This is a genomic window from Streptococcus rupicaprae (genome assembly GCF_040545225.1).
In the GTDB taxonomy this organism is placed as follows: domain Bacteria; phylum Bacillota; class Bacilli; order Lactobacillales; family Streptococcaceae; genus Streptococcus; species Streptococcus rupicaprae.
This window is the reverse complement of sequence record NZ_JBEPLO010000032.1, coordinates 1-24,304: the sequence shown is the minus strand read 5'-3', so window position 1 is coordinate 24,304 and position 24,304 is coordinate 1. Positions and strand designations below refer to the sequence as shown.

The following is a 24,304-nucleotide window of genomic DNA, read 5'->3' as shown; positions in this document are numbered from 1 at the left end:
TATAATTATAAACCATGACATGGGAAAACGAGCATCTCCAACTGCGGAAATGCTCGTTTTTGTCTATTCTGAAACTAGTTTTTGCCCAGCCTCATCTGATTAAACAATATGACAACATCGATAAGAAGAAATTTGTAAAGATAACTAATGTAACGGTGTGTCCTTACTGTAATCGAAATTTTATCAATGTTACTGAAGAAATCACTAATAGTCAACTAGATCACTTCTTTCCAAAATCTCACAGAGGGACTGGCAAACGTAGTTATCCAATATTTGCTTTATCATTCTACAACCTTATACCGTCTTGCTATGGTTGTAACAATAAAAAACGTGATAACATTTTTAAAGTGTCACCTTATGATGAGAAGCTACATAGCGAACCCGTTTTAAGCTTTTCGTGGAAGCTTAAACCTTTACAAACGACTCCGTGGTTTGATGCGAACTCGATTGAAGTTACGATGACGATTCCAGAAGGTTCGAGGTATAAGTCTGATTTTGAAAAGTTGGACTTGCAGGAGCAATATCAATTACACACAGATTACCTTCAGGAGTTACTTTGGAAAAAACAAATTTACTCTAAATCATATAGAAAAAAAATGTTGGATGAATTTCAAAATTTAGGATTAGGAGAGAGAGACTTTGAACGAGTAATTACAGGAGTCTATACTGATGAGAAAGACTACGGCAAACGTCCTTTGTCTAAGTTAGTAGCTGATATTAGTCGAGAAATTAGTTTGTTGAGGGAGAAAAAATAAAATGAAACTAATAGCATTAGTTATTGAAAAATTTGGAGATGTTTTTGAAAAGCAGGCCCTTAACTTTTCTGATGAGTTTAGGGTTGAAGTTGATGACGATGATTGGGATAATATAGAATTAAGGTTAAATATTGAGAAAAAATCTGATTATCTGGAAAATTTTTACGAGGAGTCAATTTATAATATTACTCCGATTGTTGGTATTAATGGTACAGGTAAAACTTCTTTGATTAATAGTATTGGCTATTATCATCGGAATGGAAAAAATTCAACTAAAAATTCTCAGTTTATACGTATCTATCTTACTGAGACAAATGAACTTGTTTTTGATGGGAATTTGACAAAGGAGATATCTCTAAAAGAAAATCAGTTTTTTTCAACAATTAAACCAATAAGCTATTCTTATCCTAGAGAGAAGACATTAATCAAAAATATCCCCCTGTTAAGAGATACGGGGCGTGGAACTTTTGGTGGTGCAAATGGGATAGAAGTTGAGTATAATTTAGATAGTTTCCCGCCAATTTTTAGAGCTTATGATGATTTATATAGAAAAGAAATTATATCTTCAGAATTAAGGGTATACTTAGAGTCAACTTTCTATAAAGCTAAGGAAGTTATTGCGAGAGAGAAACTAACAATACTACCTAAAAAAGATTTTTGGGAAAATGCATTTACTTACCATATTGTTATCCTTTATTATGATGAAGTACTAAATTCTAAGATGACGACTCATATCACAGACCTAGATGACCTTTTGTCTGATAGGCTAAATAGTCTCTGTTTTATTAAAAAAATCTTATCTGACTTGAAGACAGATGATGCTATTTACAAAATATTTAACCAACTGAAAAGTTTGAGAGAAATTATAGATAAGTGGGTAGTTGAAAGTTTTCAAGATGACTATGGTGAGAATAATTACTTAACTTATGATATTTCTCAAAGCCAGCTTTATGACGATATCTATAATAGTTATAAGGCCTATGAAGCCATACTTTCGAGCTATAACATATATGTTTCTAACTTACTATCTAACATTGAACTATCTATGTCACAAGGAGAAATAAATCTTATCAAATTAGCTGCCCATATATTATCTGCCATAGAAAAATCTAAAGATGACTATAAAGATGTTATTTTTGTGATTGATGAGATTGAAGTTGGAATGCATCTCGAATGGTCAAGAAGGTTAATTAAATTTTTAATAGACTATATTTCTGAGAAAAAGAAAGAACCACTGACTAAAAATCCAACCTCTGATTTTCCTACTTTTCAATTTATCTTCACTACCCACTCTCCCTACATGCTTTCTGATATCAAACCAGGTAATATTATTGCTCTAAAGAGAAAAGCTAAGTACTATTCAGAAGTTCAATCATATCAAAATACGTTTGCCAAAAATATTCAAGAAATTATACACGATGATATGTTTATTGGAAATATTTATGGTGAGTTTGCAGTTGGAAAATTGAACAATCTGATTGAACATTTAAATAGTAAGGAACTATATCAAGAACCTCTAAGGATTGAACAATTAAAAAAAGAAGTTAGCCTCATAGCGGAACCACTCATTAAGCAAAAGTTGGAATATATGTATTATAAAAAGTATACTGAAACAAAAATACCATTTTTAGAGGAAATCTCTCAATTAGATGATTTAACTCAAGAGCAAAAAGAAATTATCAAAAAACTTTATCATGATACAAAATAGCCGATATGTTTATCATATAATATCATTGAGAGAACATTAAAAAATGACACTAGTTAGTCAACACTAGCTCTTTCTGATTCAACTCCATAAACTCGATGTCTATGTGAGAAACAGTATCCTGTCTTGGATCGATAAGTACCTAGATCAGACGGATTACTCAAGATGGTATGGCAAAGGCTTAATAGCCAACCCCAACCCTTCAGGAGAATGGCGCTATCGTGTCGGTGATTATCGGATTTTAGCTAATATTCTGGATGATAAAATTATCATAGAAGTTCTCTCTGTCGGGCATCGGCGAGATATTGATTAAAAATAATCCCTCATCAGCTCCTTGCTGATGGGGGATTTAGTCTATTTCTTACCCTCACGGTAGAGTTGTTTGGTCTTGTAGCCAGCTTTGAGGAGGCTCACCATCTCAGCCAGGCGCTTGTCAATGGTGGCTTGAGTACACATAACTACCCCAATCCCGTTGATAGCCTGGGGGCAGTTGCTGGTAGAAGGACAACTGGTCTGGAAAGACCTGCAGATAAGTCTCAAGGTCTAGGATTTTAGCCACATAATCCACCACTTTGGCAGACGTACGATTAGACTTGCTGGTTTTATCCTTCTTGTCATGCTTAACGGCTACCAGTGTGTAGTTGTTATCCAGAGCAATCAGGCGTTAAATTTATAGTCAATCCCCTCGACATAGCCTGTTGCATCACTAACTTTTAGGTGGGGAAGGATACTGTCACGGTGTATAGGCATATTGCTGAGCAGATTATTGCGTTTAGGGTAGATGAGGTAGAGCAAGTCATTTTCAGCCATAGCCTCCTGCTGGTGCAAATCACTAATCACACTGGCTATCTCATCCAAGCTGTAGATATAGGCAATGGCCAATTCCAACGGAAAAGCTGGCGATTCAGAGAAAGCATAGTCATCAAAGGCGGTTTGTTTATCCTTGGTCCAGGTTTGATGCAAGTAAAAGTACTTGGTTGTGAAACAGGGGGGATTCGATTGAAAACTCTGCCCCTAGGGAAAAGTTTATAAGGAAGTTGAAACATTTATTGTTCAGAAAATTCGGTCAAATATGTTGATTATTAGAATAATCAAATATAAAAGAAGACTATTTGTAACAAAAATCACAAAAAAATTTTTTTTGGAAAATAGTTGACTTTAACGTAGTGGAAAGGCTTACAATTTAGGTGTAAGAGGTATCAAAAAAGTAAAATATCTTAAAGGATGGATTTAACTTCTTATTATTAAACTGTTTTTAACTAAAAAATAAATATATAAAGGAGGTTTGTATCATGAGTTCTGAAGCATTAGGAATGATTGAAACAAAAGGTTTAATCGGTGCAATTGAGGCGGCCGATGCGATGGTTAAGGCAGCAAATGTTGTCTTGGTTGGAAAAGAGCTAGTCGGAGGTGGCTTAGTAACTGTTTTAGTTCGTGGTGATGTCGGCGCTGTTAAGGCTTCAACAGATGCGGGAGCTGCAGCTGCGCAAAGGGTTGGTGAGCTAATTTCAGTTCATGTTATTCCACGTCCTCATGTAGAAGTGGAGACCATTTTACCAGAAAAAGATTAATCATTGAAAAAGGAGTATTTTCCATGGAGCAAAATATCACTAGCAACAGTCATACTTTGGCGCAACAGCAAATGGCTGCTGCAACTAGAAAATTTCATTCGCTTGGAATTAGAAGTGGCATTATTTCGGGCTTATTTTACGGTATTTATTCCTTCGTTATCATGATTATCAGTGGAATGGATCCAATAAAGACAGCCGTAGGTATCTTTGCGGCTCCCTTTGTAATGGGAGGTATAAATGACTTCCTCGGAGGGTGTACGTTATTGCTAAATGTTATCCGAACGGGTAAGTCCAAGGAGCTTGGAAGAAGTTTAGCCACTAAACCTGGAAAAATTATGTTGCTAGGTTTTATCTTGGGTGGACCTGTCGCTAATGGAGCGTACTTGGTTGGGTTATCATTGGCAGGAGCATTTGCAATACCTGTATCTGCGACGACTGCTGCTTTCGGGGCTTTATTTGCAGCCATTTTCTTAAAACAAAAGATTACCCCTAGGGTTGGTTTGGGAATGATTTTGTGTGTGGCAGGTGCTGTTATTTTAAATTTAGTAAAGCCAGAAGGAGCCTCAAATTTTACTATGGGAATCATCCTTGCCATCCTTGCAGCTGTTTGTTGGGGACTTGAAGGAACTATCTCAGCATTTGGTGGAGCTATGTTGGATTCGGAAGTAGCTGTTACTCTTCGACAAATTGTTTCTGGTTTGATTCAGATGGTCATTATCGTACCAATTATTGGTGCTACAGGTCTCTTTAAGGATATGCTTTCTGCTCCGTTGCCTATGTTGCTATTACTGGTGTCAGGTACTTTAGTTGCGATTTCTTATGCGACATGGTACCAATCTAATGCCATGGTTGGTACAGCCATCGGAATGTCATTGAATATTACTTATGCATTCTGGGGTGTTTTCTTTAGTATTCTGTTTTTAGGACAGGCTCTAACACCAACGATTGCGATCGGCTCTGTTATTGTCATATTGGGTGCCATTATTGTAACGACTAATCCAATGGATTTGTTTAGAAAAAGAGAGGTTTAAACATATGCGACTATTACCAGCAAGAACTGCTGTTTTGAACTATATGAGTACTGTAGAAGAGGCGGATGTGCTCCAAGTAATGGAAGAGCTGAGGCCTTTGTATGGTAGCGAGAAACAGTTTACAGCTCCTCTTTTTTTAGAGCACTTAATGTCTTTGGAATGTAACGGTTATTTAGATCAGGTTGGTTATGACTTAGATGAGAACCAACAGTTAAGAATTTTATATAAAATCAATGCTGATGGCTTGGATGCCGTCAAAAAATATATTTCAGCAGAATATAGAAGATAATCGGAGGAAATTAAATGAGATATTATGGTGGACAAGCCTTGGGCTTAGTCGAAACTGTCGGATTAGTTCCAGCCCTAGAAGCATGCGACAAGATGCTAAAGGCCAGTGATGTCAAATTAGTATCTTATGAAAATATTGGTTCAACTCTTGTGACCATCATGGTTGTAGGTGATGTCGCAGCTGTTCGAGCATCTGTTGAAGCTGGTGCGGCAGCTGCTGCAGCCATTGGAAAATTGACTGCTCATAATGTTATGCCAAGGCCTATTCCAAGTGTTGGAGATATTGTGTCAGTGCATGATATTGATAATTAGAACAAAAAGGAGACTACCGTGAAAAGATATCAAGCAATTGGGGCTATTGAAACCTTTGGATTAGTATTTGCTTTAGAAGCGGCAGATGCTATGGTCAAAGCCTCTGAAGTCGATGTTATTGGATATGAAAACGTTGCTTCTGGGTATATCTCGGTGATTGTTCAGGGAGAAACAGAAGCTTGTAAAACGGCAGTTGAAGCTGGTGTGAAAGCAGTTGAGGCTATGGGAGCTGAGGTGTATAGTCACGTTGTGATTCCTGGTCCGCACGAGGAGCTTCGCAAGATCGTTGATCGTTACTCATTATCTGGTCTATTACCCGAAAATCTTGAAGTAGAAGCTTAATCATAAGAAAGTGTGCAGAATATGTTGTATATTGACAAAGATTTAGCCTCTATCCAAGAAATTAGAAACTTACTCTTGAATGCTCAAACGGCTTTTGTTCAATTACAAGAACTGACACAGGTTGATTTAGATCAATACAGTAAAGCATTAATTCAGCACTTAAAAGCCGATGGGGCAACCTATATTGAAGATTTTGTCTCTAAAAATCGATATGGTAAGAAGGAGGATGAAGTTTTCCTTTGCCAAGAGTTCTTAAAGCGTTTTGAAGAAACGCTTCAACAAGAATCCTATACTGGCATTATTGCAGGGAACAGCGAGGAGAAGATTATAGAAATCGGAGTACCATTAGGTGTTGTAGGTGTCTTATTACCTGCCTATCCGACCTATACTTTACTTGTCAATCTTTTGTTACTGGCTATCAAATCTGGGAACGCTATGGTTTTAGTGGCTAATCAATTAACTAGACCAGCAACCCTAGAGGCAATTAGAAAATTATTGGAACTGTTAGATGAGATGGGATACCCAGAAGGGAGCCTATCGTTAGCAGAAATAGCAACAGATTCAAGTGTTATGGAGTTGCTACTTAGTGATAAACTGTCCTTGTTAATCAACATCGGTTGTCCAGAGTACATCACTAATCACTTCAGGACCAATACCCCCCTGATTTATGGTGGGGAATCTTCTGGACCGGTCTTTATTGAACGGACCGCTGATTTAGAAAAAGCAGTCAAGGATGTCCTCCACTCACGAAGCTTTAATCATGGGATTCTCCCTGGTTCGGAGCAATTCCTTGTAACAGAAAATATTATTGCAGGTCGTATTAAGCAAATTATGGAAGCTAACGGAGCTCATATTTTGACAGAAGATGAAACAAAGCAATTGATTTCATTTTTGAAAGCTTCCGAGAGAAATATGTTCAATAGTTACAATGGAAAATCAGCAAGATGGTTGGCTAAAATGTCAGGTTTTTCTGTTCCAGATAATACTCAGGTTTTGGTTTCTGTACAAGACTACATGAACAATGAAGATTTCTTTAATAAGAAATTACTTTGTCCGATTATCGTTCTTTATAGGGAACCGGATTGGACATTAGCTTGTGTGAAATGCATGAGTATTTTGTCTGAACTTAGGATGGGACACACCTTAACCATTCATTCGGCAGACTGGAAAATTATCAGGGAATTTGCTTTGGTCAAGGAAGTTGGACGGATAGTGGTTAATGCACCAACCGCTTGTACTGCAACAGGTGTCAAGTCAAGTTTTGCACCATCATTGATATTGGGCGGAATTACAACAGGTCGTGGGTATCGTTCAGAAAATATTACGCCAAGGCACCTGACTTATACTCGACAAGTAGGCTTTGAGTAAGATGGATCATTTGTCGTGTCTCATACAAATATCCAAATGATATAGTTTAAAGAGAGGAAAAATAGTTATGGATATGAATGAATTTACAGCCAAATTAGAAGAGGCTACTAAAAAATTAAGTGAATCAGAGCGTGCGTCACTCATTAAAATCTTTCAAAGTGTTTCAGATGATATCACTAAGCCAGAAGTGAAACCAGCCCCTGTCCTTGTAGCAGAAGGGACAGAGATACCAGAAGGAATCACTCCACGTCTACAAGCTCTGAAAGATCAATATTTAAATGCACGCCCAACTATTTCTCTGGTTCGTGCCATTAATTTAACCCGCGTCTCTAAAGAAAATGAAGGGATGCCAAAAGTCGTCCTTCGTGGAACGGCCTTTAAGGAATTTTGTAAAATTGCGCCACTTGTTATCCAAGATCATGAATTGCTGGTTGGTGCACCAAACGGTGGTCCGCGCTGGGGTGCCTTCTCACCTGACATTTCTTGGCGTTGGCTCCGTGATGAGTTAGATACAGTGTCCACTCGTCCACAGGATCCATATGATCTTTCAGAAGAAAATAAGAAAATTTTAGTAGAAGAAATTTTCCCTTACTGGGCAGGTAAGTCGGTCGATGAAGCCTGCGAATCACAGTACCGTGAAGCCGGTGCCTGGGAGTTATCTGGAGAATCCTTCGTTTCAGACTGTTCTTACCATGCTCAGTCTGGCGGTGGTGATTCTAACCCGGGTTATGATGTCGTCGGTATGAAGAAGGGGATGTTGGATATCATCGCTGAAGCTAAAGCGCACTTGGAAGAACTAGATTACGCTAATCCAGATGACCTTGAAAAGATTTATTTCTACAAAGGGCAAATATTGACTGCAGAAGGGGTGATTATCTACGCTAAACGGATGTCTGAGTATGCTGCCGAATTGGCAAACCAGGAAAAAGATCCTAAACGTAAAGCTGAGTTGGAAATGATTTCTCGTGTCAATGCCAACGTACCAGCCAATAAGCCAGAAACCTTCTGGGAAGCTATGCAGTACTTGGTAACGATCCAGCACTTGCTCCTCTGTGAAGAAAACCAAACAGGACTTTCCATCGGTCGTGTCGATCAATACATGTATCCGTTCTATAAGAAAGATATTGAAGAAGGACGTATGAATGATTTCCAAGCCTTTGAAATCGCTGGCTCTATGTTCATTAAGATGTCAGAAATGATGTGGTTGACATCAGAAGGTTCTTCTAAGTTCTTTGCTGGGTACCAACCATTTGTCAACATGTGTGTGGGTGGTGTAACACGTTCTGGTAGCGACGCGACCAATGATTTGACTTATCTATTGATGGATGCAATTCGACATGTGAAAGTATATCAACCAACCTTGGCAACTCGTATCAATAATAAATCACCACGCAAATATCTACAAAAGATTGTAGATGTTATCCGTGCGGGTGTTGGTTTCCCGGCTTGTCACTTCGACGATAGTCACATCAAGATGATGTTAGCAAAAGGTGTTTCAATGGAAGATGCGCGTGACTACTGTTTGATGGGATGTGTGGAACCTCAAAAATCTGGTCGTCTCTATCAATGGACATCTACCTCTTACACCCAATGGCCGATTTTGATTGAAACAACTTTGAACCGTGGCGTCCCGCTTTGGTATGGAAAACCAGTAACACCAGATATGGGACCGCTTGATCAGTATAAGACCTTTGAGGACTTTGAAGCAGCAGTTAAGGAAACGATTCGTTATGTGACGAAGTGGACATCTGTCATGACTGTTATCTCTCAACGTGTCCAAAGAGAATTGGCTCCAGTTCCGCTCATGTCTATGATGTATGAAGGGACTATGGAAAATGGTCGTGGTGTTAAGTCTGGTGGGGCCATGTATAACTTTGGTCCAGGTGTTGTTTGGTCTGGCTTGGCCAATTATGCAGACTCTATGGCTGCTATCAAGAAATTAGTCTTTGAAGATAAGAAATATACCTTGGAAGAACTAAACAAGGCCTTGGTAGCTGACTTTGAAGGTTATGACCAAATCAAAGCAGACTGTTTGGCAGCACCTAAATATGGTAATGATGATGATTATGTAGACCAATTTGCTGCAGATATTGTCGAATTTACCGAGGAAGAGCACCGTAAGTATAAGACCTTATATTCTATTCTAAGTCACGGTACCTTATCTATTTCAAATAATACACCGCTCGGTCAAATTACAGGTGCTTCTGCTTCTGGTCGTCGTGCTTGGACACCATTGTCAGATGGGATATCACCTGATCATGGAATGGATACAAAAGGTCCTACAGCTATTATCAAGTCTGTCTCCAAGATGGCTAATGAGAATATGAACATCGGTATGGTGCATAACTTTAAAATCATGGCAGGCTTGCTGGACACTCCTCAAGGTGAAGAGAGTCTGATTACCCTCCTTCGTACGGCAAGTATCCTTGGAAATGGCGAGATGCAATTTAACTATCTGGACAACTCCATTTTGATTGATGCTCAAAAACATCCAGAGAAATACCGTGATTTAATTGTCCGTGTCGCCGGCTACAGTGCCTTCTTCGTTGAGTTATGTAAAGATGTTCAAGATGAAATTATTTCACGGACCGTATTGACAAAAATTTAGTGAGCAAACTGAGGTTTAATTGCTAAAAAATCAAGAAAATAATTAGGAAGCAGTGATGGGAATGCAAAAGAAAACACAGGAGACAAGAATCAATGTCTTCAATGTCCAAAAGTACAATCTTTATGACGGTCCTGGTATCAGAACAATTGTGTTTTTTAAGGGCTGTCCAATGCGATGCAAGTGGTGTGCCAATCCAGAAGGCCTGGAGTTTGGAACAAATGTCATGTACAAAGAAACTTTGTGCAAACCGTATAACTCTTGTGCAACGACTTGTCCCTTAGGTCAAATTTGCTTCTCCTATAAGAATCCTGAAAATCCTAGTCCTTTTGACTATGCAGACAAGGAGCATCCGATTGATATCCGTAAGTACAATAAGCGACTTCCCAAAAAAGAAGATATTGAGGGGTGTCCTGAGGGTGCTCTGACTGTTGCAGGTGAGTCAAAAACTATTTCAGAGTTGTTAGATATTATCCATGAAGACGACGCTTTCTATGAAATGTCGGGAGGCGGGGTCACTCTGTCGGGTGGTGAATGTTTAGCCCAGCCAGAAGGTGCCTTAGCTCTACTACAAGCTTGTAAGCAAGATGGACTTAATACAGCAATCGAAACAGCTGGCCATGTTCCTAATAAAGTTTTTCAAGCTGTAGCACCCTATGTTGACCTCTTTCTCTTTGACATGAAGCACATGGATTCTAAAAAACATAATGAATGGACGGGTGTTGGAAACGAACGTATTCTAACCAATCTAAAATATGTTATTGAATCAGGCTACAATGTTAAAATACGGATGCCTATGCTGAAGGGAATTAACGATAGTCAAGAGGAAATTCAAGCTATTATTGATTTCTTACTTCCTTACAAAGATTATAGTAATTTCCAAGGCATCGATCTTCTTCCTTATCATAAGCTAGGGGTGAATAAATACCATCAATTAGGAATGGAATATCCGATTGAGGGAGATCCATCTCTTAGTCAGTATGATTTAGACCGGATTGAATCCTATATTTTAGCCTATGATTTTCCAGTAACAGTTGTGAAACACTAGTCTTGAAAAGGAAGTGCAGATGGTGATTGAAAAAATGGGAGGGATTGAGCGGATTATCCAGGAATCAGTCCCAGGTAAGCAAATTACCTTGGCTCACATGATTGCTGCACCGATTCAATCCGTTTACCAGAGTTTGGGTGTTGAGGAGTCTGGAGCAATTGGTATTCTAGCCTTAACTCCCTATGAAACGGCTATTATTGCAGCAGACATTGCAGGTAAAGCAGCCCAAGTGGATATTTGTTTTGTGGATCGTTTTACAGGTTCAGTCATGTTTAGTGGGGATGTGCAAAGTGTTCAAACAGCCTTGCAATCGATTTTAAACTATTTTGAAGACCAATTGGACTTTACTGTTGTGAAAGTGACTCGGTCATGAAAAAACGAATGATGGTGGTTGGACCAGATGATAGAGATAAAGAGCTGGTTGTGACTTTGTTAGAAGGTACTAGGGATATTCCTCGTATCCAATCCATTCTTTATCTAAGGAATTGCATCTCCATTCCAAGTTCTTATTTGAGAGGGGCCGGAATGATGAAGCATATTATTGCGACACAGCAAAATGCAAACGCTGTCTTTATGGTGTTATCTACGGACCGTAGCTTCCCTATTTATTCGCCCAATGTGGCCAAAGCCTTTCGGATCCCAAGTATTGGTCTAGTCTTGATTAAGGACAAAGAGGACCTAGAAGGACTATTGCGGTGCAAAAGCGAATTAGAGAAGGCCAGGGTCGGCAGGATTTTACTGCTAGATCCATCCAATGACCAACAGATCCAAGAACTCCAAAACATCCGTCAGTCTATTGAAGAAGGAATGATATGAAAACACAAGAATTTAGCGTAGGACCTAAGTTTATTACGGGACATCATTCCACAAGTGTTCTTTCTCAGTTATCTGTCGAAAAAGCCTATATCATCTGTGACCCATTTATGGCCCAAAGCAAGATGGTAGACGTTGTAACGAAGGAACTTGAGAAAGCTGGTGCTGAGACAAAAGTCTTTTCAAAAGTTGTCCCCAATCCTACAATTGAAGTGATTGCTGAGAGTATCTCAGAAATCAAACGATTTAAACCAGACTTGGTTGTTGCCTTGGGAGGTGGATCAGCGATTGATTCTACCAAGGCAGTCATTAAAGTCTATACAGAATCTGAAAAAGTAGCCAAACCTAAAATGGTGGCAATTCCAACAACCAGTGGTAGTGGGAGTGAAATTACAGCCTTTGCCGTGATTTCAGATCCATCTAAAAATGAAAAATTTGTCATTATAGATGATGAGATGGTGCCAGATATGGCAGTATTGGACACTTACTTTACAATGACTGTTCCACCAGCTATTACAGCAGATGCTGGAATGGATGTCTTGACTCATGGTTTGGAAGCTTATGTGGCAAATGGTGCGACAGATTTTTCAGATGCCTGCGCAGAAAAAGCGGTATCCTTAACCCATCGTTACCTGCTTGAGACTTTTAAAAATGGCGAGAATCAATTCGCGCGTGAAAAAATGCATAATGCCTCAGCTCTTGCAGGCGTAGCCTTTAACAACGCAGGCTTAGGCATTTGCCATAGTTTATCTCATGCGATTGGCGCCTTTTTCCATCTGTCGCATGGTCGAATCAACACCATGCTCCTTCCCCATGTGATTGCCTTTAATGCCTCTTTAGATGGAAAGGAGACAACGGCTACTGCTAGACGCTACGCTCAATTAGCCAATCTGTTAGGAATTTATGGTACAGATCCAAAACAAGCTACCAGAGCATTGATTTACGCCGTCAAATGTCTGGCAAAAAACATGCAGATGCCAATGACGATTGAGGAAATCGGAATTGATCGCGAAAGATTTACTGCTATGATTCCTGAAATGGCAAAACGTGCGTTTGACGATGCCTGTACATCTGGAAACCCACGTTCTGTCACCATCGAGGCCCTAGAGGCTATCTATCGAGCCTTATAAGAAATGGAAAACGTGAAAGGAATCATCTGAAGCTGTTAAAGAAAGAAGTATTGTATGAAATTTTTAACCGAAGATGATTTGCGAACTGAGTATCGAAACCTTCCATTTGAGACCTTTACCATTAAGAAAGACCAGCGTCTGACACCTGGAGCGAGAACCTTCTTACTCGATCGTAAGGTTAAGATCCTAGATGAAAAAGCCCTTTGTCAGAAAACCACGTCAACCAGCCTACCCAAACCTCAATCAAGAACCCAAGAGAGAACTTGGAGGGAGGATACCAGATGGTTGGATATTCGCTGTGAACTCTTACAAGTTGCCTTTGATTTGGTTTCTGGTGACTTGGTACTAGCCCAAGAGTTAACTGCCTTAGAACGTTATCTCGCTAGTTTAACAAGTGGTGGAGAGTGTCTTTTACCACCGCTTATCAAAGGAGTCCATTCTATAGAGCAGGTTAATCGGAATTTTATAGTCGGGAATTTATCCAATGTTGGTTTGTTTCTCCAAACGGAGAATGGTCGTGTGCTAACGAAGCTGTATCCCCTCTATTTCCATTTAGAGAGGGTGGTCCAAGATCTTCATCTTGGAAATGAAAAAGAGTTGGTCATTTTACTTGACCGTATTGGTCAGTTGATTGCCTATTATTTACAGACAAGAGAGGAAGTGAGTCAAGATGCCACAAACAGTCCTTAAATCCTGTGATCAATACGTTGCAGATTTTGAACGTGTCGAGAAAAGACCAATTAAAGGAAAGAGTCAGGTTTACCTGACTGGGGTGGATTTGGGCACTGCCTATATCGTACTGGTTGTCCTGGATGAAAATAAAAAAATCGTAGCGGGTGCTCATCGTTCGGCCTCTGTCATTAAAGACGGGATGATTGTAGACTATATCGGTGCCATTCAAATCGTGAGAGAGTTAAAAGAGTCTCTCGAGCGGCAGTTAGACGCAGAGTTGCTCTATGCAGCAGCGGCCATCCCACCTGGCACAGATGCCTTAGATGGTGGCGCCATTAAGAATGTCGTCCAAGGAGCTGGATTTGAATTGACGGCCCTGCTTGACGAACCAACAGCAGCCAATACTATTGTTGGTCTAAAGAATGGTGCCATTGTGGATATTGGTGGTGGAACGACAGGGATTTCAATTTTAAAAGACGGGAAGGTCGTTAAGTCAGTAGATGAAGCGACTGGTGGAACACATTTTTCCTTAGTAATAGCGGGAGCCTACAAACTTTCTTTTGAGGAAGCGGATGCTTATAAAAGAGATCCAAAACACCACAAGGAATTACTGGCAGTCCTAAAGCCGGTGGTTGAAAAGGTAGCCTCAATTATCAAAAAAAGTATTGAAGGTATGGCTGTGGACGTGATTTACCTGGTTGGTGGCACAAGCTGTCTGACAGGAATTGAAACTATTATTGAAAAAGAAACCAAGATTAAAACCATCAAACCACAAAATCCTATGTTTGTGACACCGATAGGGATTGCTATGAATTGCAGTCAGGATATTATCTATTAGAAAAGAGGTTCTTATGCTAGTTGCGGAATTAGTCGATACCATCTGGGCAACCAGAAAATCTGACAATTTGAACGGCGTCAAATTTTTACTGGCCGATGTTAAGGGAGGCAACAGGGCAGGAGAATTGATGGTTGTTGTTGACACACTGGGAGCAGGTATCGGTGATCGGGTGATTATTGTGACGGGTTCTGCTGCTCGAAGGATGTTAAATGATGATGATATGCCAGTTGATGCTGCGGTCATTGGGATTATTGATGAAAATTATGACGATGTCAAAAAGCAAAATGGAAAAATAGAACGATTCTCGTAGAACAACAAGAATACAATGGATTCTTACAAATCCATTGTTTAGAAAGGAGAAAATATGGCAAAATTGATTACGGCAAAAGATGTATTGGAATGCCATGAAGCTGGTAAAACGCTCTGTTGTATCGAACCGGGTACCATTGTGACACCAGCTGCGCGTGATGAAGCTAAAAAATACGGCATTTGCTTAAAAGAAGGGGCAGAAAGGGGTTCTACCTCTCAGACCTCGGGGAAGGGATTGGATCATCTGACTTCTGATGAGTTAGTCACACTCCTGAAGAAGGTACTATATACCAATGACTCGGAACCTGTCAAAGAAACACCAGCCTATCGTTGCGTTTCCCATGCCAATGGGTTGAAAGTTGTAAAGGGTGGAACGGTTCGGATGGATGATTTTGACACAGGAACGCCTGGTGCTAAAGTCGGTTTCCAAGAATTGGTCAGCAAGGATGAATCAAAAATGAGTGCTGGATTTTTGACCATTGATCAATCAAACTTTGCTTGGAAATTACCGTACGAAGAGATTGACTATGTCATTTCAGGCACCGTTTCTGTTGAGATTGATGGCCAGACCTATGTCGGACGAGCAGGAGATGTCATCTTTGTGCCGGCTGGATCAGATGTTGTCTGGGGCTCACCAGACAATGCGAAAATTTTCTACACTACCTACCCTTCAAACTGGTCTGACTTGATGTAATGAGAGGACTTATATATGAAGGCTTTAGGAATGATTGAGACCTATGGTTTTATCGGTTCGGTCGAGGCGGCAGATGTCATGCTAAAGTGTGCAGATGTTTCTCTTTTAGGAACTGAGAAGGTCAAAGGTGGCTTGTACTACGTCAGCGTCACGGGTGATGTCGGAGCTGTTAAGACAGCCGTAGATGCGGGAGCTGAGGCTGTTCGTCGTTTGGGAGAGTCCTATTTACAGGGAGCACATGTTATTCCACGACCAGATGAACAGTTGCTTAGTTTGCATCGTTTCGTCACTTTAACTGCAAAAACGGAAGAAGCTGCTTTACTTCAAACTGAAACAACAGACAGTTCTAGTGACCTTGAAACCGAAGGAGTCATAGAACAAGAAGAAGTTATCGGTTCAGCATCCGAGAATCCAGAAGAACCTGCGTCAGAGGAAATTCTTAAACCAGACGTTGAAGAAGTAGAAGTCCAAAAGCCAGTTCTGGCATTTGAAGACTACAAGCGAAAACTGGACAAAACAAAAGCAGCCGATTTAAGAGCCCTGCTCAGGGAAAATGACCGCATAGAAATCGAAGAAGCTGTCTTGCAAGGGATGATTCGTCGAGAGATGATTGCTCTTTTATTGGAAGATTTCAAGGGACAGGGCACAGAATAAAAAATAGGAAAAAGTTGGAGGTCGGATGATGAAGACGATTGATGTAGATCTCTGCTCCATCCAAGAAGCACGAGATCTCGTAAGAAATGGGAAACAGGCAGCCAATATCATTGCCACTTTCTCAGATGAACAAATTGATGCCATTTTGAAAAATATTGTCAAAGCAGTCGGCGATAACGCCTATTACCTTGCTGACATGGCGGTAGAAGAGACTGGATTTGGTAAATTAGCAGACAAGGCCTATAAAAATTACGCTGCCTCGCATTTGCTTTACGATGAAATCAAGGACTTGCAGACATCAGGTATTCTTGAGTTTGATGAAGGAAACAAGGTATTTAGTGTCGCAGAACCAATGGGGTTGTTGCTAGGGATCACGCCTTCGACAAACCCAACATCAACAGTGATTTTTAAAGCCATGATTGCTATAAAATCACGCAATGCCATTGTTTTTGCTCCTCATCCGTCAGCCAAACGTTGTAGCAATGCGGCAGCAGAGTTGGTGAGAAAGGCAGCTGTTGAAGCAGGAGCTCCTGAGCATATTGTTGGTTCTGTTTCTAGCCCGACCTTGGCTGCAACCAATGAACTGATGAATGCCAAAGATGTTTCCATGATTATCGCAACCGGTGGTCCAGGAATGGTGAAGGCAGCTTATAGCTGTGGCAAGCCAGCCATCGGTGTTGGTGCAGGAAATTCACCAGCCTATATCGAACGGACGGCTAATGTCGAAAAAGCTATTCGGACGATTGTAGCTTCAAAAACTTTTGATAACGGAACTATCTGCGCTTCAGAGCAATCGATCATTTGCGAAGAAGTTAACAAGGATGCAGTGATTCGGGAATTAACGAAACAAGGTTGCTACATGATGAGCAAGGAAGAAACCGACAAGGTTTGTGACCTGCTCTTTCGAGGCAACTCTCATGGTTGCAACCCAGCCATGAATCCTAAATTTGTAGGCCGACCAGCGCTTGAAATTGCCGAAGTAGCAGGAATCTGTGTGCCCAAAGATACAAAAATTTTGGTTGGACCTCAAGCAGGCGTAGGCCAAGGAAATCCTTTGTCGTTTGAAAAATTAACCACTGTACTTGGTTTTTATGTGGTGAAAAACTGGGAAGAAGCTTGTGCTTTAAGTATTCGCCTCTTGCAAAATGGGATTGGTCATACCATGAGCATGCATACAGAAGATCCTGATATGATCTTACGCTTCTCTGCCAAACCAGCTTCTCGTATCTTGATCAATACAGGCGGAAGCCAGGGAGGAACAGGGATTTCAACTGGTTTACCAGTTTCTTTCACACTTGGTTGTGGAACAGGAGGAGGCAGCTCTATGTCTGAAAACCTTTCTCCCAAGCATCTCGTAAATGTTAAGACAGTTGCATATGGTATTAAAGATGTCACTAAGTTAATGGAAGACGAGGTGTTTCAGTCCTTGCCAAAACTAGCAATGCTGACACCTGTCAAGACCGATGCGACATCATCAGCAAGTAGACACCATCAGCAACTTCAAAAAGAAGTAGTTGGTTCAAATCAATTTTTGAAACAGACGCCTCAGTCTATTCAGGCGAGATTTGAACAGGAACAAATCGAAGAAAATCATAAAGAGGCGAAAGAATCACTAGCAGGAGTTGATAACGAAGCAATTGTGCGTGACATTTTATCGACACTTCGACAGAAATAGAAAGGAGACGGCATGGAAGAATTGGAAGAATTGTTTTACCAAGTGATTGACCATTTGGGCGGATATTCTAAAGACGTTCAGCCAAGAGTTACCTCTCCTCAGAAAGTTGAGGCGAAGTTAGAGCATCCCTCTAACATAGAAGGATTTTCTATCCCATTGGGTGTTTCTAATCGTCATATTCATCTGTCGCAACAAGACGCTGATCAATTATTTGGACAAGGGTATGAGTTTCAACGATTAAAAGAATTGTCTCAACCGGGACAGTATGCCATGCAGGAATGTCTTCTGGTTGCTGGTCCTAGAGGTGTTCTTGAAAAAGTCCGTATTTTAGGGCCTGTTCGTAGTGATAGTCAAGTTGAACTCCTTGCTTCGGATTGCTATAAAATAGGCGTCCAAGCACCTCTCCGTCTATCTGGGGATGTCTCTGGAACACCTGGTTGTACTTTAATTGGTCCTAAAGGATCGGTTCAATTAAGTAGAGGGTGCATTGTGGCCAAACGTCATATCCATATGTCTCCAGGTGATGCGAAAGCGTATGGTGTGGTTGATGGTCAAGAAGTTTCCTTGGAATGTCCAGGTACTCGGAGAGGGATTCTTCAAGATGTAACAATTCGGGTTCATGAAAGTTTCCGTTTGGAATGTCATTTAGATACAGAAGAGGCGAATGCTTTAGGTGTATCAGCGAAACATAAACTAAAATTAATAAAGTAAGGTAGGTAATGGTCATGCAATCAGAAGCATTAGGAATGATTGAAACAAAAGGATTGATTGGCTCCATTGAGGCAGCAGATGCCATGGTCAAGGCAGCCAATGTGACCTTGATTGGAAAAGAGCGCGTCGGCGGTGGCCTTGTCACTGTGATGGTTCGCGGAGATGTCGGTGCTGTTAAGGCTGCTACTGATGCTGGTGCAGCTGCAGCGCAACGCGTTGGCGAGTTAGTCTCTGTCCATGTTATTCCGCGTCCGCACACAGAAGTTGAAACAATTTTGGCAAAATAAGAGAATAGGAAGGTAACTATTATGCAATCAGAAGCACTAGGAATGATTGAAACAAAAGGATTGATTGGCTCCATTGAGGCGGCCGATGCCATGGTCAAGGCAGCCAATGTGACCTTGATTGGAAAAGAACATGTTGGCGGTGGTCTTGTCACTGTGATGGTTCGCGGAGATGTCGGAGCTGTTAAGGCTGCTACCGATGCCGGTGCAGCTGCAGCGCAACGCGTAGGTGAGTTAGTCTCTGTCCATGTTATTCCACGCCCACATTCAGAAGTAGAAACAATCTTAGCAAAATAAAAATTAGAGGAAGGTGACTATTATGCAATCAGAAGCATTAGGGATGATTGAAACAAAAGGATTGATTGGCTCAATTGAGGCGGCCGATGCCATGGTCAAGGCAGCCAATGTGACCTTGATTGGAAAAGAACATATTGGCGGAGGTCTTGTCACTGTGATGGTTCGCGGAGATGTCGGTGCTGTTAAGGCTGCTACTGATGCTGGTGCAGCTGCAGCGCAACGCGTTGGCGAGTTGGTATCTGTCCACGTTATTCCACGCCCGCATACCGAAGTGGAAACCATTTTACCTAAGTAAATGGAATACAAGTTCAAAACTGCAGAAGCACCCATCCGGATGAGAGGGTGGGTGCTTTAAACTAAGAACGATAGGAATCTAGTAGAAAGGGATAAGGGAAAGTAATGCCATATCAAACAATCATGGATGGAAATACTGCAGCAGCTCATACGGCTTACGCTTTTAGCGAAGTTGTAGGTCTTTATCCTATTACCCCAAGTTCTACAATGGGAGAGACTGTCGATGTGTGGCAAACCCAGGGACGAAAAAACCTCTTTGGTCATTCGTTAAGAGTTATCGAGATGCAATCAGAGGCAGGAGTCGCTGGCTTCATCCACGGTTCCTTGAAAACAGGGGTTTTAGCAACTACTTTTACTTCGTCTCAAGGTTTGTTACTCATGCTTCCCAATATGTACAAGATTGCTGGAGAATTGTTACCAGCAGTCTTTCACGTGGCGGCCCGTTCTGTATCAACAAATGCTCTAAGTATCTATGGTGATCATAGTGATGTCATGGCTGTTCGTCAATCAGGTTTTGCGATTTTAGCAGAAAGTTCCGTTCAGGAAGTTATGGATTTGTCTGCGGTGGCACATTTGGCTAGTTTAGAGACCAGTCTACCGTTTTTAAGTTTTTTTGATGGTTTTCGTACTAGCCATGAACTTCAAAAAATAATGGTCTTGGATGATCAGGACTTGCAAAATCTCATTAATCATGAAGCTTTAGATACCTTTCGATCACGTGCTATGAGCCCAAATCATCCAACCGTTTCAGGGACCAATCAAGGACCCGATATTTTCTTCCAGCAAAGGGAAACGGTCAATCGGAACTATCAAGTAACTCCTTATGTTGTTCGGAAATATATGGAGAAGATTAATCAGATTCAGGGAACCAGCTATGATTTGGTCAATTATTATGGTCACCCAGAAGCTGAAGAAGTGATTGTAGCTATGGGGTCTGTGTCCCAGACTGTTGAACAGACGGTTGACTATCTCAATGAAAATGGCAGAAAAGTTGGTTTTCTACAGATTCATCTCTACCGTCCTTTCCCAATGGAGAGAATGCTTGAGGTTATTCCTAAAACAGTGAAAGCTCTTGCAGTTTTGGATCGAACTAAGGAGCCAGGCTCCATTGGCGAACCTCTCTTGTTGGATGTGCAAGCCGTGTTTTATGATAGCCAGTTGAAGCCTAAAATCATTGGAGGACGCTATGGTATTGGTTCAAAAGATACTAGCCCTGAACAACTTGTGGCAGTCTTTGATGAATTGTTAAAACCGAATCCTAGAAAGCATTTTACAATTGGAATAGAAGATGACCGGACAAATCTTTCTTTAAAATTAGGACCAACACTTGATTTAACTCCACAAGCTACCTATCAAGTAAAATTATGGGGTCTTGGTGGTGACGGAATGATTAGTGCCAGCAAATCTATTATTAATCTGATTGGGAAACATACTGATAATCAGGTTCAAGGGTATTTTTATCATGACTCTCGCAAACAAAGAGGATTAACCATTTCTCAGCTTCGCTTTGGCAATAAACCGATAAAGTCAAGTTATGCTGTCCAAGAGGTAGATTTTGTAGTAGTCTCTACACCAGCGTATTTAAGGAAATATGAGTTAACCAAAGGATTGAAAAAAGGTGGTGTTTTTCTACTTAATACTCCGGATAAAGCTGAAGGCGTTTGCCGAAAATTACCTAAAGAACTGAAAAAATATCTGGCTGAAAACCACATCCAATTTTATATTATAGATGCCTCTCAGCTTGCTCAAGAGTTGGATATCTTTCCACGGACTAGTATTTGTCTAGAAACAGCATTCTTTGAAATTTTGAAGATTTTACCAGAAAGTCAGCATCTGATTGAAACTGAAATACAAACGATTTATAGTCAAAAATTTCCAGAAAAAATGGTGAAGTACCTAGAGGCGATTCGTCGCGCAAAGGATTCACTCCAAGAGATTATAGTGCCTGAAGAGTGGAAGGAAATTCGAATCTCAGAGAGAGTAATTGAAAAGAATTTGAGCCAATTCTCCTGTCAGATTCAACTTCCAATGAATCGCTTGGAAGGAGATAATCTCTCCGTAGCTACATTAGTTAACAATGGTATGATAGCTGGTGATATCCCTTTGGGGTTAGCTCCTCAAGAAAAGCGTAATATTACCTGGGAGGTCCCTAAATGGAACGCTGATCATTGTGTTCAATGCAACCGGTGTTCCTTTGTCTGCCCGCATGCGGCCATTCGCCCCTTTTTAGCCGAATCTGATGAACTTCAGGTAGCTCCTGAAGGGTATCGCGTCATGGATTTCAAGGGAAAAGACGGTTTATTCTACCGCATCCAAGTCTCGGTAGAAAATTGTACCGGATGTGGGTTATGCGTCAGTGCCTGTCCTAAAGCGGGTCAAGCGTTAAAAATGACTCCGATCAACCAGGAAGATCAGGAGACTATTAGCCAAGAAGTTGTTAATTGGGCTTTTTCTCAAACACTTCGGGTGAAAGAAAATCCATCAAAACCTGGCACCTTAGCTCACACTCAATTTGAACAGCCCCTTTTGGAATTTTCTGGTGCTTGTGCAGGTTGTGGTGAGACTCCCTATGTCAAACTGTTAACCCAGCTCTTCGGAGACCGTATGATCATTGCTAATGCAACCGGCTGTTCATCTATTTGGGGAGCCATGGCTCCAACAACCCCTTATAGTAAGAATTGTCATGGTCAAGGACCAGCGTGGAGCAATTCATTATTGGAAGATTCTGCAGAATTTGGCTACGGTATGGTGGTTGCTAATGAAGCGCGTAGAGAGGCCTTACTTCCCCTCGTGGAGGAAGCCTTGTCTATTGCTCATTTTGATTTGCAACAGTTACTGAAGGATTGGATGCTTCATATAAATGAGGGCAAGGGTTCAAGAGCGCGCTCAACCAAACTTAGTGCCCTGTTATTTGAAGTTAAGGATCGGCATCCTATTTTTCAAACCCTCTATGATCAGCGAGATCTATTTGTAAAGCCATGCCAGTGGATTATTGGTGGTGATGGATGGGCTTACGATATTGGTTATGGTGGTTTGGACCATGTCATTGCAAGTGGTGCAGATGTCAATATATTGGTTTTAGATAACGAAGTTTATTCTAATACAGGAGGCCACCTTTCTAAAGGGACACCAACCTCTGCCATTGCAAAATTTTCTGCTGCTGGAAATGCTAGTTCTAAAAAAGATCTTGGAATGATGGCTATGACATATGGGAATGTCTACGTTGCTCAAGTTGCTAGCGGAGCCAATCCTATTCAGGTGATAAAAGCATTTGAAGAAGCAGAAAACTATCCAGGTCCATCTATAGTGATTGCCTATGTCCCTTGTATTACCCACGGTTTACAAGGGGGGATGAGAGAAACCTTGACTGAAGCCAAAGAGGCTGTTGAATCAGGCTATTGGTCTTTATATCGCTACAATCCTCGCTTGAATGAACAAGGGAAGAATCCGATGACCTTAGATTTTAAGCGTCCCGATTTTGATAAAATGATTGATTTTATGTTGAAACAAGAACGCTTTTCGACCTTGCAACAAGTCAATCCGAGCGAGGCAGAAAAACTGTTAGAACAAACCGTCAACCAAGCTAAGAGACGGTTCAGAAATTATGCCAATCTATCGGGTGATTTGGATAAGATCAAACAGTTTGTTGATAAGAAACATAGCAAGCCAATAAAACCAATTAAAGACTATTCTAGCGATTCATTTCAAAAAATTTTAGACCAGTTGGAATTTTAAGGTCTCAGGTAAGGGTTACTAAGGTTAAGAAACTATGAGTAAGTGATCACGAAAGTGTTTTACTAGTCATGGAAATGTTTTCAGCATTGTTGTATAATTAGATGGTTAGTGGACAGTAAAAAATACAATAGAAAGAGGGACATATGGTAGAAGAAGATCTATTTGCTATTGGGAAAGCGGCAAATATGAGTGGAGTTTCTACAAAGACATTACGCTATTATGAGAGTCTTGGCCTTATATCGCCGAAGCATATTTCCGAGGAAACCAATTATCGCTATTATGATAAGTCAACCTTACTTTTGATTCCTATGATTAAGTACTACCAACAAATAGGACTCAGTTTGAAACGCATTAAGGAATTAATTCTTTTCAATGGATGTTCTAATCATTACCAATATTTACAACAAAGAAGGGATGAATTAGAGGCGGAGCGTGAACAGTTACTGGTTTCTATTACCTCTATTGATGATTGGCTACAGCTCATTATCGAGGGAGAAATCTGTCTTCAAAATTATCTAACCAATCATTCTATATCTAATATCAATGTAAAATACTATCAGGAGAAGACTTCTTACTACCACATCAAACAACCTTATAAGTATTGCCACAAGGAATCCATTATCAACTTAGAATGGACTAAATTTCTTGAGGATAAGAAGTTAGAGGTGTCAGGTCCTGTTATTTTAAAATATGACTCTTACAAGAAAAAGATGGCAGGGGAAATAAAGACAGCTACGATCTTGCAGCATGTTTTGCCAGAATCGTCAGATTACGGGAAATTTGGTGGTTTCATGGCCTTAAGTTGCTACCATATTGGTTCCCTAGACCATACAACAGAAACTTACCAAAGAATGGAAAAGTTTGCACAAGAGAATCAATATGAACTAAAGGAAGAATGCTTTGAACGTCACGTTATTGATTATTGGGTAACTGAAAATGAAGATGAATTTGTAACTGAGATCATTATGCCAGTTATGACAAAAGATGAATTAGGGATGAGCTCTATAAAAAGGAAGTAGTAAAGAAATTAACTATAGAGAATAGGCAGTTATTTGCAGAAATCATAACCACCCGTCTAACGGGTGGTTTGAACAGGGGCTATAAGCCCATATCACCAGCCAGCGCCTATGCTGCTCTCTTTCACTTTGTTCAAGCCTAACCGCTTTTGACTCG

At 40.6% G+C, this 24,304-nt stretch carries 27 protein-coding genes; 26 read left to right on the top strand and 1 reads right to left on the bottom strand.

All coding sequences use genetic code 11. From position 1 onward, the window contains the following. The first annotated feature begins 59 nt into the window (after positions 1–59). From ABID29_RS10945 to ABID29_RS10935, 3 genes are all read left to right on the top strand, one after another. Positions 60–755 carry an HNH endonuclease gene (locus tag ABID29_RS10945; RefSeq protein ID WP_354366162.1) on the top strand — a complete coding sequence of 232 codons (696 nt, stop codon included), beginning with the start codon at positions 60–62 and terminating at the stop codon, positions 753–755. A 1-nt stretch (position 756) separates the two neighbouring features. Continuing rightward, positions 757–2,463, top strand: coding sequence for an AAA family ATPase (locus ABID29_RS10940; RefSeq protein ID WP_354366161.1), 1,707 nt, complete (start codon positions 757–759; stop codon positions 2,461–2,463). Between the two features lie 73 nt (positions 2,464–2,536). Beyond that, the gene (locus ABID29_RS10935) at positions 2,537–2,773 is read left to right on the top strand and encodes a type II toxin-antitoxin system RelE family toxin (RefSeq protein ID WP_354366164.1); all 237 of its coding nucleotides are present in this window, start codon (positions 2,537–2,539) and stop codon (positions 2,771–2,773) included. A gap of 344 nt (positions 2,774–3,117) precedes the next feature. On the opposite strand, the gene ABID29_RS10930 is transcribed toward ABID29_RS10935, so the two are convergent. Beyond that, positions 3,118–3,423, bottom strand: a complete 306-nt coding sequence (locus ABID29_RS10930) for a hypothetical protein (protein WP_354366160.1) — start codon at positions 3,421–3,423, stop codon at positions 3,118–3,120. 329 nt (positions 3,424–3,752) lie between these two features. Here ABID29_RS10930 and ABID29_RS10925 point away from each other — a divergent pair, with 329 nt between their 5' ends. From ABID29_RS10925 to ABID29_RS10815, 23 genes are all read left to right on the top strand, one after another. Then, entirely contained in the window at positions 3,753–4,031 is a 279-nt protein-coding gene (locus tag ABID29_RS10925; protein WP_354366159.1) for a BMC domain-containing protein, read from the top strand. 23 nt (positions 4,032–4,054) lie between these two features. Next, on the top strand, positions 4,055–5,062 hold the full coding sequence (locus ABID29_RS10920) for a DMT family transporter (protein ID WP_354366158.1): 1,008 nt from the start codon (positions 4,055–4,057) through the stop codon (positions 5,060–5,062). A gap of 4 nt (positions 5,063–5,066) precedes the next feature. Next, positions 5,067–5,351, top strand: coding sequence for a hypothetical protein (locus tag ABID29_RS10915; protein ID WP_354366157.1), 285 nt, complete (start codon positions 5,067–5,069; stop codon positions 5,349–5,351). Between the two features lie 14 nt (positions 5,352–5,365). Continuing rightward, positions 5,366–5,662, top strand: coding sequence for a BMC domain-containing protein (locus ABID29_RS10910; protein ID WP_354366156.1), 297 nt, complete (start codon positions 5,366–5,368; stop codon positions 5,660–5,662). A gap of 18 nt (positions 5,663–5,680) precedes the next feature. Beyond that, positions 5,681–6,004 carry a BMC domain-containing protein gene (locus ABID29_RS10905; RefSeq protein ID WP_354366155.1) on the top strand — a complete coding sequence of 108 codons (324 nt, stop codon included), beginning with the start codon at positions 5,681–5,683 and terminating at the stop codon, positions 6,002–6,004. 21 nt (positions 6,005–6,025) lie between these two features. Continuing rightward, the gene (locus ABID29_RS10900; RefSeq protein ID WP_354366154.1) at positions 6,026–7,372 is read left to right on the top strand and encodes an aldehyde dehydrogenase family protein; all 1,347 of its coding nucleotides are present in this window, start codon (positions 6,026–6,028) and stop codon (positions 7,370–7,372) included. Between the two features lie 67 nt (positions 7,373–7,439). Beyond that, positions 7,440–9,980 carry a choline trimethylamine-lyase gene (gene cutC / locus ABID29_RS10895; protein WP_354366153.1) on the top strand — a complete coding sequence of 847 codons (2,541 nt, stop codon included), beginning with the start codon at positions 7,440–7,442 and terminating at the stop codon, positions 9,978–9,980. A 55-nt stretch (positions 9,981–10,035) separates the two neighbouring features. Further along, the gene (gene cutD, locus ABID29_RS10890; RefSeq protein ID WP_354366152.1) at positions 10,036–11,025 is read left to right on the top strand and encodes a choline TMA-lyase-activating enzyme; all 990 of its coding nucleotides are present in this window, start codon (positions 10,036–10,038) and stop codon (positions 11,023–11,025) included. Positions 11,026–11,044: 19 nt separating this feature from the next. After that, positions 11,045–11,398 carry a BMC domain-containing protein gene (locus ABID29_RS10885; RefSeq protein WP_354366151.1) on the top strand — a complete coding sequence of 118 codons (354 nt, stop codon included), beginning with the start codon at positions 11,045–11,047 and terminating at the stop codon, positions 11,396–11,398. After that, positions 11,395–11,841: a EutP/PduV family microcompartment system protein gene (locus tag ABID29_RS10880; protein WP_354366150.1), complete on the top strand. Its 447-nt coding sequence runs from the start codon at positions 11,395–11,397 to the stop codon at positions 11,839–11,841. The genes ABID29_RS10885 and ABID29_RS10880 overlap by 4 nt, the downstream gene beginning before the upstream one ends. Continuing rightward, complete coding sequence (locus ABID29_RS10875; RefSeq protein ID WP_354366149.1) at positions 11,838–12,968, top strand: 1-propanol dehydrogenase PduQ; 1,131 nt, start codon at positions 11,838–11,840, stop codon at positions 12,966–12,968. Before ABID29_RS10880 ends, ABID29_RS10875 begins: the two co-directional genes overlap by 4 nt. Before the next feature lie 54 nt (positions 12,969–13,022). Then, positions 13,023–13,658 (top strand): hypothetical protein, encoded by a 636-nt coding sequence (locus tag ABID29_RS10870; RefSeq protein ID WP_354366148.1) that lies wholly within the window; start codon positions 13,023–13,025, stop codon positions 13,656–13,658. Next, entirely contained in the window at positions 13,639–14,478 is an 840-nt protein-coding gene (gene eutJ / locus ABID29_RS10865) for an ethanolamine utilization protein EutJ (protein ID WP_354366147.1), read from the top strand. The genes ABID29_RS10870 and eutJ overlap by 20 nt, the downstream gene beginning before the upstream one ends. A gap of 13 nt (positions 14,479–14,491) precedes the next feature. Next, positions 14,492–14,788 (top strand): EutN/CcmL family microcompartment protein, encoded by a 297-nt coding sequence (locus ABID29_RS10860; protein WP_354366146.1) that lies wholly within the window; start codon positions 14,492–14,494, stop codon positions 14,786–14,788. A gap of 54 nt (positions 14,789–14,842) precedes the next feature. Beyond that, entirely contained in the window at positions 14,843–15,481 is a 639-nt protein-coding gene (locus ABID29_RS10855) for a cupin domain-containing protein (protein WP_354366145.1), read from the top strand. 15 nt (positions 15,482–15,496) lie between these two features. After that, positions 15,497–16,135, top strand: coding sequence for a BMC domain-containing protein (locus ABID29_RS10850; RefSeq protein WP_354366144.1), 639 nt, complete (start codon positions 15,497–15,499; stop codon positions 16,133–16,135). Positions 16,136–16,163: 28 nt separating this feature from the next. Further along, on the top strand, positions 16,164–17,810 hold the full coding sequence (locus ABID29_RS10845; protein ID WP_354366163.1) for an acetaldehyde dehydrogenase (acetylating): 1,647 nt from the start codon (positions 16,164–16,166) through the stop codon (positions 17,808–17,810). Positions 17,811–17,822: 12 nt separating this feature from the next. Then, positions 17,823–18,521 carry a phosphate propanoyltransferase gene (locus tag ABID29_RS10840; RefSeq protein ID WP_354366143.1) on the top strand — a complete coding sequence of 233 codons (699 nt, stop codon included), beginning with the start codon at positions 17,823–17,825 and terminating at the stop codon, positions 18,519–18,521. Positions 18,522–18,535: 14 nt separating this feature from the next. Further along, complete coding sequence (eutM, locus tag ABID29_RS10835; protein ID WP_354366142.1) at positions 18,536–18,808, top strand: ethanolamine utilization microcompartment protein EutM; 273 nt, start codon at positions 18,536–18,538, stop codon at positions 18,806–18,808. Between the two features lie 21 nt (positions 18,809–18,829). Further along, positions 18,830–19,102 (top strand): ethanolamine utilization microcompartment protein EutM, encoded by a 273-nt coding sequence (gene eutM, locus ABID29_RS10830; RefSeq protein ID WP_354366141.1) that lies wholly within the window; start codon positions 18,830–18,832, stop codon positions 19,100–19,102. Between the two features lie 22 nt (positions 19,103–19,124). Beyond that, positions 19,125–19,397: an ethanolamine utilization microcompartment protein EutM gene (eutM, locus tag ABID29_RS10825; RefSeq protein ID WP_354366140.1), complete on the top strand. Its 273-nt coding sequence runs from the start codon at positions 19,125–19,127 to the stop codon at positions 19,395–19,397. A gap of 104 nt (positions 19,398–19,501) precedes the next feature. Next, on the top strand, positions 19,502–23,131 hold the full coding sequence (gene nifJ, locus ABID29_RS10820; RefSeq protein WP_354366139.1) for a pyruvate:ferredoxin (flavodoxin) oxidoreductase: 3,630 nt from the start codon (positions 19,502–19,504) through the stop codon (positions 23,129–23,131). A gap of 143 nt (positions 23,132–23,274) precedes the next feature. Then, positions 23,275–24,150 (top strand): MerR family transcriptional regulator, encoded by an 876-nt coding sequence (locus tag ABID29_RS10815; protein ID WP_354366138.1) that lies wholly within the window; start codon positions 23,275–23,277, stop codon positions 24,148–24,150. Positions 24,151–24,304 lie beyond the last annotated feature (154 nt).